Consider the following 12,654-nt stretch of genomic DNA (forward strand, 5'->3'; position numbering starts at 1 on the left):
GGGATGGGATATGTTAATTTTTTGATGGCGCGGGGTTGCTTTTTGACGTGCGATCGCCTCTTAAAACTTTCGCGAGCAAAAGATCGGAACCTTTAATATAATAAATCCGGGTGCAGGAGTGCGGGAGAGACGCGGGGAATAGAAACGGGGTTTCTGCCTGCAGGATCAAGTTATCCATTGAGGGGCTAGGAGTGCCACCCCCCAATCAAATTTAGTCGCGGAACGGGCTCTTAGGCTTGTGATTCGGGTGCAATCGGGTGAGTTAGATGCGAGAAATTCCGGGAGCAATCCGTAGAGAGGTCAAGGTGTAGTATGATTTCTAATTGCACAAAGTGTTCTTGGGGCGATTCCCTGCCGGATAGCTTTGCTTCACGCAATTTTCTCACATTTGTAGCTTAGCGACTACTATTGATTCAACAGTGTTCGCAATCTTTTAGATCAATTCACTAGAACTTGCGACCTAATTTGTCACAATACTTAAGAACACTGAACGTGCAGTTTAAATTAGAGGTTATAGGCTAATGGCGCAGCGGAACGTATACTCGTCAAAGGGCGAGCCAGAGGATGCACAATCAGCAGAAGAAGTCCTTCACTCAGTAATGCAAGAACTGGACGCTTTGCATGAAAATGTCAAAGGCCAGTTAAATCAAGACATTACTCGGCTGCAAACTGAAAAAAATCACCTGATTGAAGATATTGAAGACCTCCGGGAGCAATATCGCAAATTGCAGTCTCAGCAAATGGAATCTCTATCTGGGCGATACATTCAGCAGCAGCAATTGTGGCTGAAGCAGTTGGCTCAAGTTTTGGCTCACAATTTGCAGGATTTGTTGGTGCAGCGGTTCAACGAACTCAGCGCTAATTCGGGAAATTCTCTCAGCAGCCCTATTCCCAGTGGCGAGTTCCCGATACCCTTACCGCCGAGCAACTACGACGAACGCGCCTCGCAGTTACTGGCGGCGCTGGATGAAAGGATCGATCGCAGTTTCCAGATGCTGGAACAAGATTTAACCAGTTACGAAAGCGAGCTTTCTGTGCGGCTCAACAACATGAAAACCCTGGAACTGCAAGGGGAAGAGCTGTTACAAAATCTCGTAAACCGCATCAGGGAAGAACTCGAAGAAGAAGAATATCTTGAGAATCCTTTCGATGCTCAAGATTCCTATGTCGAGGAATCAAATAATTCTGTTAATTCTGTCCGCCCGCAATTTCTGCAGCCAACACCTGCGGATGCGCCGCGGGAACCCGTGCCACAGCCTTCTTCAGTCTCCTCTCCAGCAACCGCTAAACCAGGTTCTCAAGTACAGACAGGTTTGGTGCTGGCGTTGTCTTCGGCTGTTGTATTGTCGCTGTTTAATGTTTGTTTAAGAATTTTGATTAAAGCCAAAAATCCTCGGGTGGTTTTTGGGTTGTTTGAATTTCCGGGGGTGGTGACTCCAGGTTTTGGAAATTCTTTGTTGATTTTGTTGATGCGGCTGATCGTGGTGATGGCTTTGATGCCTATATTGGCAACATTTCTGTATCCTTCTGTGTGGAAAGATATTAGGCGGTTGTTCGAGTCGGGCGATCGAGCTTTGTGGAGTAAGGTTTTAGGAAGCGCATTTTTTCTGTTTTTGTCTCAGGTTTTGATTTATTTGGCGATCGGCAATATTCCAGCGGGGATTGCGATTACGATTTTCTTTATTTATCCGATCGTCACCGTACTAGGTTCTTGGATATTGTTTGGCTCTCGCCCTAGCAAAGTCGGCTTTTTCGCGATCGTCGGGATTACCGCAGGTCTGATTTTAGCTGGGTGGCCGAGTTTTGCTGCCCCAGCTCCGGGCGGCGGCAATGTGGGAGTGGGAGTCGCAGCAGCACTGGCTTCTGGGATTACCTTTGCAGGTTACGTATTGCTGACGCAAATGGCCGCGGGCAAGCTGCACCCAATTCCTTTTAGTTTAGTTAATTTCGCCGCGATTTTTGTATTTTCCTCCCTGAGTTTGTGGGTGCCGCTGTCGGACAATTTTTCTCCTAAAATCGACCAAAATGTTTGGCCTGGTTTGATTATCGGAGGCGTTATTTTAGGGGTGCTGACGCTGTTTAGCTATCTTTTGAATAATTTTGCCATCCGGTTCGCGGGGGCAGCCTTAGCGTCAGTAATTGGCACTTTGGGGCCGGCAATGACCGCACTCTTCGGTTTTCTAATTATCAATGAGAAGTTGCAGCCTGTGGCAATTCTCGGCATGGCTGTGGTGACGTTGAGCGTGGCTGCTATGAGTGTGGAACGCATAGTTGCTCCTCAAAAGAAGGCTAGTTAACGCTTGAATTTGGGCGATCTGTCATTCAAAAACCCGGTTTATTCAAGAAACCGGGTTTCTCTATGCGGGCACAATATCAATAGACTTATTGCATAAATCTTTGATTGATAGGGAAACCGCAGAGGCATTTCAAGATAGGATAACGAATGCCTACAATGGGAGTCTAAACAACACAAAGAACCACTCTAAAACCCACAATACTAGCCTTACAATCCGGCTGATATCTGAGGCGGCACGCGCTGCGACAATTCGGAGGATGATCGTTCCAAGAACCCCCCCGCAACAACCTCAGCGAAGAGTCCCCGTCAGACTCCCAAACGCTACCATCAGCAGGCGCACCGTTATAATTATTGTGCCAAGAATCCGCGCACCATTCCCAAACATTTCCGTGGAAATCGTACAATCCAAAAGCATTAGGTTTAAAACTGCCAACATCTGTCGTTTGAAAGCGATAAACTCCCCTCGGCGCGTCAGCGTAATTAGAATTTCCGTTGTAATTGGCTAACTCGCTGGTAATCGTTTCCCCAAAGTGAAACGGCCCCGTAGTTTGCCCCCGGCAAGCATATTCCCATTGGGCTTCGCTAGGCAAGCGATAATTCTTACCTGTTTTGCGAGAAAGTCGATCGCAAAACTCCACAGCCTCGTACCAAGATACATTTTCTACAGGTCGATTTGCACCTTTAAAACGGGCAGCATCGGGATTGAGAAATATTTTAATTTCCGGCAGAACCGCAACTGCTGTCCACTGAGCCTGAGTGACTGGAAATTTGCTAATATAGAAAGATCCTAAAGTTACTGGGTGCTGCGGTTTTTCGTCACTGTCACCCCGATCTTTTGGAGAACCCATGAGGAAAGTACCGCCACGAACAGATACCATTTCCATGACTATACGGCTACCAAGAGGTTCTTCAAAAAAACGCGCTTTGCCGCTGTTAACATTAGTTGGTTTCCCGCCCTTGTCTACTGTCACTACTTGAAATTCAAAAGTGTTTTTGACAGCAGCAACTCTCTGGGAGGCTTGGTTTATTGACGGATTGGTGTTGGATTTCTCTCTCGGATTAACAGAGATATGGCTGTTGATTTGCCCGCTTTCATTGAGCGGGGTATTGATAGCAAGTTGTCCTCCCTTTATCATAAAAGAATTTAGAGCAACTTGTCCTCCATTGGCACAATGGGGTTGGGGAGGTAAAGAATAGAGATTTAAAGCTTTGATTACTTCATCAGCAGATTGATATCTATTTTTGAGATAATCTTGAATTAATTTTTCTAAAACATTTGCCAACTCGCTGCTGATTTTTGTGCCGGCTGGCAACCGTTCTCTCCACATCCAGCCGCCGTTTATCGGGTCATAAAGGTCATCGGAACCGTCAACTTTTGGCAAACATTGAGTTAGCAGTCTCAGGCAAGTTATTCCCAAACTGTACAAATCGCTGCCGGGGAAAACTTGACCGCGCATTTGTTCTACCGGCGAATATCCGGGCGTTCCTACCGTCGTGCCTACTTTGCTCATCAGGGAGCCCGTCACTTGTTTGGAAATGCCGAAATCTATCAAAACTAACTCTCCCCGCCCTCCCCTTCCGAAAGCTGAATTCCGAAAATTTCCCGCCTTTGGCAGGGAGGAGTTAACAGAGGTGCGGCGCCGCATGATATTCTCAAGTTTGATGTCTCGGTGAATGACCTGGCGATCGTGCACAAATTTTAAAATCGGCAGTACATCTGCCAGCAACTGCCAAATTTTTTCTTCGCTAAAAGCACCCTGCTGAGTTAATTCTGCTAGTAAAGTTTGCCCCTCAATCAACTCTTGTACTAAATAAAGTCGCTTGTCTTGTTCAAAATAAGCAATTAATCGAGGAATTTGGGGATGTTCGCCGAGTTCGTAAAGTCGTTTCGCTTCTTCTTTAAACAATTGTGCGGCTTTTTCAAGTGCTGAGGTTCCTTGAAATTGGGGTACAAACTGCTTGATTACGCAGGGATCGTCCATGCGATCCGTATCTACCGCTTCATAAGTTCTGCCAAATCCCCCTTCGCCCAACAGTCGAATCACGCGGTAGCGGTTTCTGAAGAGAGGCGTGAGGTCGGACTTGCCGCAACTTTGACAAAATTTAGAGTTGTCGGGATTGAAAGGATGAGAACACCTGGGATTAGAACAGTAGAACATATCTGGGAAGAAATGATCCGGTTAAGGTTATGATATATCTTTTTGGCTTGCTCAAGGAAGACTAACAATTCATAATTAATTATTGACAATTGACGGTAGGGAGGGCATTACCCCCCGCTTGTGTAGCCCCAAGGGAGAAAGTAGAAGGCAGAATTTAAAACGTCAATTAATCCAAAGAAAGCGATTTGAGGGCAAAAAGTGCCAGCCCGATCGCCCGATTTTACCAACCCGCTTACCGCCGATATTCGTCTGGGGAGCTTGGTAATTGCTTTACAGGGGCCAGTATAGTACAACTTGGCGATCGCCCAACCAAAAAGCGATCGCACTCAAAGAACTATCGCACTAGAAACTAAGAAGGCAATTCCATCGATTCATCGGGGCGTAAGAGTTATACAAGCTCGATTGCCCTTAAATGCGATCGGGGTAATTTCAACCTAAGATGTCATATTTATGCTGCTTTTTAAACCAATTTGCGAGTCCCGCTAAATAACTTTATTCTTGAATACTTTGACTACTAAAATGAGTAATAAAAACAGACCACAGCAGGATACTGACACTATTGTTTCGGTGATATTTGGTGATATGAATATGATAAATCCCTGATCTTTAATCAAGGCAGAAAAGCTTGAGACACAAAATGGCATGATATATAACCTGAATGTCTGCCAATGATCTCTTTTGCCTTTACTAGAAGAAACACTTAGCATCAGACCCGTACCGATTACAGCACTTATACCAATTGAATTAATCCATATCTTAACCGAAGGATCAAAATGAAAACAAACTACTACAACATACCAAATGAGATAGCACCAGAGAATAGCTTTATCTAATTTGATTTCGTAAAGATATTTAATCAACCCTTTCATAGCTCTAGAAATGATTTTATTTTTTCATTTTTATTAATAAATACAACCAGGAAAATTGAAGAATTATTAGGGAGGGATAGCCAAAGACCATTATAGCTAGATAAAGCGGTTATTTTTAGCTTAAAATCATGTTGCTTAAAGATGTTGCAGAGTGCTTTGCCAGCAACATATTTCATAGAGATAACTCAATTAACTGTTTCTCCGGCGCAAGTTCATTTTTTTGACTGGCGACTTCAAACCAACCCTGAACAGCATCTTTCAGCATCTCTAACAATCGGTTTTTAACTTTTTGATGTAGGTGGAAATCTGGGGATCTGAGGCACTTTTTCCCGAGGCTTCGCCAACGGTTGCTAGCGCAAACGTGCTGCTGAGAACGGCAACGATGAGGAAGGTTGCAAACTGTCGTTGGGGATGTGCCATCATCGCTTTGGTCGGGTAGAGGCTCGGTTTTTGAGCTGCGGCGGTGTCTTGTCGCTATAGGTAAATGGTAGCCCTCTGCGGCTCTTTAATCTCTCCTCCAACCATTTGGGTTTCTCGCTAAACGAGATCGGTGCCATGCTGACAGAAGGATGCGTTCTCATCCCCTAATGGCGCTCAGTCCTGGGAGGACATCTTCGATCGCATTTTCAAAGGCTCATTCGGAAGTTCTTTTTGATGTCATTCTATCGATCTTTTTACGAAGATAATAAACAACAACCTGACAAAATGGCTCTAGTTCTCCTCCATTATCGCCATTCCACTTGCGTAGTTCTTTTCGTATATCTGCATCAGAGGGTTGTTTTTGAATCAATCCTTTGCGAAAGGCTTTTAATACTGCTTGACGATTACCAACCAACGCCTTTTCATTCAAATTCAAGACTTCATTGATTTCTTTATCGAATTGGCGATCATTTGATACAACTTTACCGTCTGCCAAGAAACGTATTTTACCTTCGACGTTATGAGATGGATCGGCAGGGTTAAAAGTTAGATCGAGATTTCCTTTTTTTGTGTCACAGTGCTGTTTATCTTTGTTTTGCCCTTTTCCTCCTCGACAAGCCCCAAGGAGATTATTGTATTCTAGCTGTTTCTGAGGGTATCGATCTTGGCTTTGCCAGTGTTCGATTTTCATGTTTTCTGAGTCAGGACGAATCCGTTGCATACAGTAACAGCAAATTCCTCTTTGCTCGCTCACCAGACTTGCTCTCAGGTCATCTTTTTGGGCATAGTTATCATAGTCAGTATTTGTATTGCACCGATGCTGTGTCAACGACGTTGGTTCGGTCTTTTTCTGGATGTTTCTCATTCATTACCTTCTAAGAATTTAATCAGCGATCGAGCTTGAGTAATCTCAGGATCTTCGTGTCCAATTTTTTCACCAAGGGGAATCATAGCTTGACGTGCACCATCAAAATTTTCATCATCAATTAGTCTAAAAAGAGCGTGAAGCTCGTCTGCTACCTCTTGATTACGTTCTGACGCTCCCATCTGCTCCTCTAGTATTCGGTTGGCATCAAGACCATAAGATTCTAAGGGAATTGTAGAAATAACTTTGCCAGTTTCTTCATCACGTTCGAGGACTCTAATACAGCTTGCTTCGACTTCACCAATAACAAGTGGCGAATGGGAAGTGCAAACAAACTGGATTGAGGGGAAGGTTTTGGTGAGGTCCTTCACAACTTGACGTTGCCATTTCGGATGGAGATGTACATCTATTTCATCAATTAGGACTAGCCCTGGTGTTTTTTGCAAAATTAGAGGCAATTTTTTACTAGATATATCTTCTGATTTTTCGGTTAGGAAAGAGGCATTTTGAGTAATGATTTTGATGGCAATATCGGCAATTAGACCTACCATCATTTTTTGACCAGCACTAAGGTTACTGAAGGGTTGGGGGTTGCTTTGGATGGAAACAACAATTTCCGATCGCTCTGGGTCAAACCATAGGTCATCTGCGTTGGGAATACAACGCAAAATAGCAAACTTTACAACCTTGTAACCAGGGCGCATTTGTCCCTGTCGATTGACAGAAGCGATCGCTTCTTTCTGAAACCAAGTATGGAGATCGGCGATTCTAATCCGTTCTTGAAAGCAGTCATAGAAGGCATCCCAACGGCGGGCGGGGCTGGTGTGGGTAGTGGCTTTGGGGTCGCGTTGGTTGGAGGGTAGCCAAAGTCGACCTGCTCCGTAGTAGGCGAGGATGGGTAGCCAGATTTTTTCGCCTGCTTCAACCTGTTGAAATAAAGTGGAGATAATTGCTAGAGCTTGTTTGGCTTCTGTGTTGGAGGTTCTAGAGCCGTTAGTTTTGATTTGTCTGAGCCATTGGACTCGCTGACTGTTAATCGTGCCGATCGCTTCAATCTGGACGGGTTTTCGTTCTATAAATTGGGTGATGGTGTCGGATTCGATCGCTTCTAAGCGAATTTCTGAGGGAAGAATGTTACGGCGGCTATTGTTGAGGGTTGTGTCGGGGGAGTTGACCAGCCAAATTCCAGCCGCGATCGCCAAAGCATCGAGGATCGTCGTTTTACCTGTGCCATTGTCCCCAACTAGCAAGGTAAATTGGGGATGCAAGTCAAGGGTATAGTCTGAAAATTTCTTGAAGTTTTCGATTTTTACTCGGTCAATTCTCATGGTAATGTCCCACTGTTGATGGGTATTCAGCTTGTAATTTGTAGCATATAAATCATCGTAGTACGACACCAACAGCTTTAATTATAGGATATCTATATGTCTCACAAAAAAGAACGATCGGACTAGAAACTAAAAGAGCGATCCTCTTCGAGGGCAACGCTTACGCACGCTCATTCAATGGCGCTTGACTCACTGGTAATTTTGAAGTATTTGGTATTGAGTATTGCGATCGCTGGCAACCTCAACTGATTGCCTCAATCTTTCACCGCTACATCAGATCGAGCTGAGAATTTTCATCCCTAGAAGGAAACACTAGGTATTTGTTTTTTATTGACTGTAAAAATAGCAATTGTATCACAATAGGATTACCCCTATCTGCTTGTTATGGAAATAGATCGTGTGCCATTTCTGAATCGCCTCCGGCGCACCATGTCCTCTGCGGAAGCTTGGGGGTTTAGTGTGGTTGGATATCTGATGTGGTTTACCTTAGCGCCGTTGATGCAAGCAGAAATTGGCTCTGCATCGCTGTTGGTCTGGATTCCTGGTGTGATCGTCGGAATTCTGTTTAACCTTCAAGTTCAGAGTTTGGGTGAGAAATATCCAGATGTATCTGGGGGGACACCAAATTACATCACGCGATTGCTTCATCGTTACCCTGCCCTTTCCCGCTACTTGGGGATTGCCTACTACTTGGGGTGGGTTTCCTTTCCGCCCATTAATGCGATCGTCATTACAAATTTGATCGAATTCCATTTAGAGCCGATGGGGCTGAGTATTCCAGAAAAAGTGTTTGAGATCGGTTTTACTACGATCGCTTACTTTTTAGCATTAAGTGGCACCCGCGCCGTCGCCATTCTGCACCTCTTTTTTATCTTTCCTTCGATCGGCTTTTTACTCCTCTTCTGCGTTCAGGGTTTAGGCTGGCTTGCCTTTTCGCCCCAAAGCCCCGGACTCTTGCCCAGCAGCATTGATGCCATCAGCGTCCATGACTGGCTGAAATGGTTCTTGTTTGCCGCTTATAGCTTCTATGGCTGTGACACAGCTTCATCCTTTGTAGCAGACAGTCTCCGCCCAAAAGACACCCTCAAGGCGCTGTCTTGGGTTGCCTGGTTCATGCCTCTGGTGTTTGTGGGTGGCACTTTAGTGTTGGTGCAGTTGGCAACCCCTGCCGGTTTAGAAGGCAATTTGTACGGCAAATTCCTGGTGGCTGCCAAGCCTTTCTGGGGAGACGCTGCCCCTGTCATCGTCACATTGCTGGTTGCGGCTAGCTGTTTGTTGGGATCTGCGACTAGCGTTTGCAATACGCCCCGCATCCTTTTTCAACTCGCGCAGGATGGGCTGTTGTCTCCAGTGTTTGGCGCAGTATCCCGTCGGGGTGCCCTAGAACCCGCGCTGCTGCTAACCTTTATCTGTAGTTTAGGATTTTTAGTATGGGGCAACACCACTCGAATTGTCGTGGTGTCAGGGGTGAGTTTTTTCATTTCTATCATGGGGTTCCACTTGGGGCTGTGGATGCAGCGCAACGATCCAGTCGTGCGTTGGGGGCGACTATCCTTAGCATTACTGGTGGTTGAGTTCATTTCTCTGGTGGTGGGTGGCCTTGCCTGGGGATGGATGGATTTTGGTATCGGGTTGCTGTTGCCATTAGCAGTGATAGCGATTGACGCTGCGATTCTGCGGATTCCTTGGGCATCTTTGCATTTACCGTGGTGGGATCGACTCCATACCAAGCCAGTAACTCCTCCTAAAAATGAATACTTTGTGGTGCTTCAGGTCGCAATTTTGATTGCGCTGATTTGTGGTACAGCGACGATAAGTTGGCTGATTCGCTCCTGGCTGCTGGTAGAAGCCGGAACCAACAATCCCTATCTGCTGATTATTGTGTTGATGACGTTGGCATTTGTGGGAGTGGCAATTGCTTGCTGGACAAGTCTGCCCCAGGTTGCTGCGATCGAAGAACTAGCAATCTCCTCAACCGCGCAAGCTCAAGAACTGGAGACAACCCTAAACGAACTGAAAACAGCTCAGATGCAAGTTATCCAAAGCGAAAAAATGTCAAGCTTGGGACAGTTGGTTGCGGGAATTGCCCATGAAATCAATAACCCGGTCAACTTTATCCACGGTAATCTTACCCACCTGGACGAATATACCCAAAATCTGCTGCAGATGATCGAACTCTATCAACAGCGCCATCCCAGCAACGATCCAGACGTGCAAGCAATGGCAGAGGAAATCGATTTGGAATTCCTCACTGAAGATATCCAAAAGATAATTTCATCTATAAGGGTAGGAACCGAGCGAATTCGCGGTATTGTCGTCTCGTTGCGAAACTTTTCTCGTATGGATGAAGCAGACTTCAAAGATGTTGATATTCATGAGGGAATTGAAAGTACATTGCTGATTTTGCAACACCGGCTCAAAGATAAACCAGAGTGTCCAGGCGTGGTAACGATCAAAGACTATGGCACATTGCCCAATGTGGAATGTTTCCCCGGACAACTCAATCAGGTATTCATGAATATATTAGTCAATGCCCTGGATGCCCTAGATGAGATGAATACTAAACGCTCCTATCAGGAGCTTAAAGACACCCCGAACCAGATTACGATTCGGACTTCTGTGATTGACAATCAATGGGTGGAGGTTGCGATCGCTGACAATGGAATCGGTATGCCAGACTCAGTGACGCAGCGCATTTTTGATCCCTTTTTTACCACCAAAGCCATCGGTAAAGGTACGGGTTTGGGGATGTCGATTAGTTATCAAATCATTACTGAAAAACATCGCGGTAAAATCAAGTGTTTTTCTACACCTGGCTCAGGCACTGAGTTTGTAATTCATATCCCCATTCGGCAACAGCCAATTTCAGCATTCCCGATCGCTGCTGAATCTTAACCACTTCGCGTTCAGTGCAGCCCTCAAACAATCTGAGGCGGTACAATAATCAATCAGGGTGTCTATTACCGCCAACTGCTCGATCTGAAGCCGTAAGAATCTTAGAAGTGCGATCGCCCTTTCCAAATCGCCCAATCAAAAATCGCACTCTCCCCAGGACAAAAACGCTAGAAACTAAGAGAGCGATCCTCTTCGAGGGCTTCGCTAACGCACGTGAATTGAAGGGCGATCGCCCGCAGGTAATTTTGAAGTATGGGTTATTGCGATCGAGTGTGCGAAGCTAATATTCATCAAATGAATGATTACATATTAATTTGTAGTTTTGGGCAACAATTGATTTAGCGCACCGCACAAGTATCGCTTCACGGTATCCCTACTTGCGCCCACGCCGCTGGGAATGGTAAAGATCATCTCGACAGTTAATAGATTTCCGTCGGGTGAGGCAAAAACATCGATCGGCAAAGCACGCTGAAATGCTGTTGCGGGATTTTCGGCTTTCATGACACCTGTGCTCACATCGGTGCTGATCGTTCTGATGCTCTCGCGGGCTAAAATGGGTCGTAATTGGGAAAATGCTCTCTCTATCGATAACCCCTCAACCTGAACACGTGCAGAAAAGGCGGCACCATTCAAAAAGTCCCCCTTTTTTTGAAAGCTTTCCTCGCAGGTGGTGGCAACAGCGGGGGTGGCTAAACATATGAGAGCTAGAGTCAAGACAAGCGATCGCATATTAGCTTAGTTAGAAGAATGAAATAATCACCAAGATCATGATGCACCATCATAGGATTATTTGGCAAGTGATGCAAATGCCTTCAATGGTTTTTAGCATGAGTTGCAGTCCGGTTAATATTCGCTGCTATTCTAGCAACTACAGCAACTAGAAGAATTAAGGGTAAAGACTAAAAAGGCGATCGTACTGAATAGAGGGTCGATTTAATCCTGGATTCTCATCTTCCAACAACATTTCACTCGCTTCACGTAAGTGCGCTTGTATGTCGTCTAAAGTTTCTCCTTGAGAATGCGCTCTCTTAGAAACCTGGAACATAGACTACATATAAATTCGTGTTAGGGTCTTTCGGAACCACCGCAGTCAACGTCCTCATAAATTTCAACTCAAACAGCTTGACTTTCAAGCAAAATCCAATAAAATTAAGTTTAGCATATCTATCACATACAATACGTGAAATCACTTAGGAACAAGCTCAATAACACTACCTAGAGATGCAGCAAGTTTATATCCAATACCGATACCCAATAGCCTAGCATTTTGATGTTTCGCACTCAGGTAATCAGCAGCATATAAACCATTTTCATCAGCTTTATAGTCGCCTGTTTCTATATCCATGATGACGATCTTGCTAACATTCTCTTCTAAGTCACTTTTGGGGCGGATGCTGATCTCATACAAATGTTGGGCACGAGGCGGGACTTCTTCACGACTCCAAAGGAGGGTTTGCATACATTCCCCCTTTTTTGTAACTTTTTATCCTATTACTGACGTGGGCTGTATTACGCGAATTCACCATGTTTCTGGAGCGAGTTCTTGCGTTTTACCTGCGTGATACTCAGTCCGTGGCGCTGCAAGTTTGGCAACAGCGTCGGGAGAACGAGTATTTGCTGGTTCCGATCTGGGATCATCTTTAACTTATTCCATAATCTCATCTTGCTCACTTACAGACTAGGTGTTCAACTTAGCGATGATCGCGCGCTCAAGTAACTCAGTTTTGGCTAGCAAACTCTTACAATAGACCTCTTGCGAAAGTGCGCTCGTTCTAGGTAAAATAAAAGAAAAAATTAGCTCCCATAATATGAAGTACGAACA

7 protein-coding genes are annotated in these 12,654 nt (G+C 45.1%); 2 read left to right on the forward strand and 5 right to left on the reverse strand.

Going from position 1 to position 12,654, the window contains the following annotated elements; all coding sequences use genetic code 11:
* Window positions 1–521: 521 nt before the first annotated feature.
* On the forward strand, window positions 522–2,297 hold the full coding sequence (locus QUA03_RS02660) for an EamA family transporter (protein ID WP_333209432.1): 1,776 nt from the start codon (window positions 522–524) through the stop codon (window positions 2,295–2,297).
* Between the two features lie 163 nt (window positions 2,298–2,460).
* Here the strand turns inward: QUA03_RS02660 and QUA03_RS02665 are convergent, their stop codons facing one another.
* From QUA03_RS02665 to QUA03_RS02675, 3 genes are all read right to left on the reverse strand, one after another.
* A complete protein-coding gene (locus QUA03_RS02665; protein ID WP_333209434.1) occupies window positions 2,461–4,455 on the reverse strand; it encodes a bifunctional serine/threonine-protein kinase/formylglycine-generating enzyme family protein in 1,995 nt (664 codons plus the stop codon).
* Between the two features lie 1,503 nt (window positions 4,456–5,958).
* Window positions 5,959–6,609: a retron system putative HNH endonuclease gene (locus tag QUA03_RS02670; RefSeq protein ID WP_333209435.1), complete on the reverse strand. Its 651-nt coding sequence runs from the start codon at window positions 6,607–6,609 to the stop codon at window positions 5,959–5,961.
* Window positions 6,606–8,006, reverse strand: a complete 1,401-nt coding sequence (locus tag QUA03_RS02675; protein WP_333209437.1) for an AAA family ATPase — start codon at window positions 8,004–8,006, stop codon at window positions 6,606–6,608. Before QUA03_RS02675 ends, QUA03_RS02670 begins: the two co-directional genes overlap by 4 nt.
* A gap of 315 nt (window positions 8,007–8,321) precedes the next feature.
* On the opposite strand from QUA03_RS02675, the gene QUA03_RS02680 reads away from it, so the two are divergent.
* Window positions 8,322–10,832 carry an ATP-binding protein gene (locus tag QUA03_RS02680; RefSeq protein WP_333209440.1) on the forward strand — a complete coding sequence of 837 codons (2,511 nt, stop codon included), beginning with the start codon at window positions 8,322–8,324 and terminating at the stop codon, window positions 10,830–10,832.
* A 309-nt stretch (window positions 10,833–11,141) separates the two neighbouring features.
* Here QUA03_RS02680 and QUA03_RS02685 read toward each other — a convergent pair whose 3' ends face one another.
* Window positions 11,142–11,333 (reverse strand): hypothetical protein, encoded by a 192-nt coding sequence (locus tag QUA03_RS02685; protein WP_333209441.1) that lies wholly within the window; start codon window positions 11,331–11,333, stop codon window positions 11,142–11,144.
* Between the two features lie 685 nt (window positions 11,334–12,018).
* Entirely contained in the window at window positions 12,019–12,291 is a 273-nt protein-coding gene (locus tag QUA03_RS02690) for a hypothetical protein (RefSeq protein ID WP_333209443.1), read from the reverse strand.
* Window positions 12,292–12,654 lie beyond the last annotated feature (363 nt).

Origin of the sequence: Microcoleus sp. S36b_A4 (assembly GCF_036700645.1) — a bacterium.
In the GTDB taxonomy this organism is placed as follows: domain Bacteria; phylum Cyanobacteriota; class Cyanobacteriia; order Cyanobacteriales; family Microcoleaceae; genus Microcoleus.

What these genes read in the sequence shown, in the direction of transcription:
- QUA03_RS02690 (WP_333209443.1), bottom strand. Translation starts at nt 12,291, where the DNA reads ATGCAAACCCTCCTTTGGAGTCGTGAAGAAGTCCCGCCTCGTGCCCAA.
- QUA03_RS02680 (WP_333209440.1), top strand. Translation starts at nt 8,322, where the DNA reads ATGGAAATAGATCGTGTGCCATTTCTGAATCGCCTCCGGCGCACCATG.
- QUA03_RS02670 (WP_333209435.1), bottom strand. Translation starts at nt 6,609, where the DNA reads ATGAGAAACATCCAGAAAAAGACCGAACCAACGTCGTTGACACAGCAT.
- QUA03_RS02660 (WP_333209432.1), top strand. Translation starts at nt 522, where the DNA reads ATGGCGCAGCGGAACGTATACTCGTCAAAGGGCGAGCCAGAGGATGCA.
- QUA03_RS02685 (WP_333209441.1), bottom strand. Translation starts at nt 11,333, where the DNA reads ATGAAAGCCGAAAATCCCGCAACAGCATTTCAGCGTGCTTTGCCGATC.
- QUA03_RS02665 (WP_333209434.1), bottom strand. Translation starts at nt 4,455, where the DNA reads ATGTTCTACTGTTCTAATCCCAGGTGTTCTCATCCTTTCAATCCCGAC.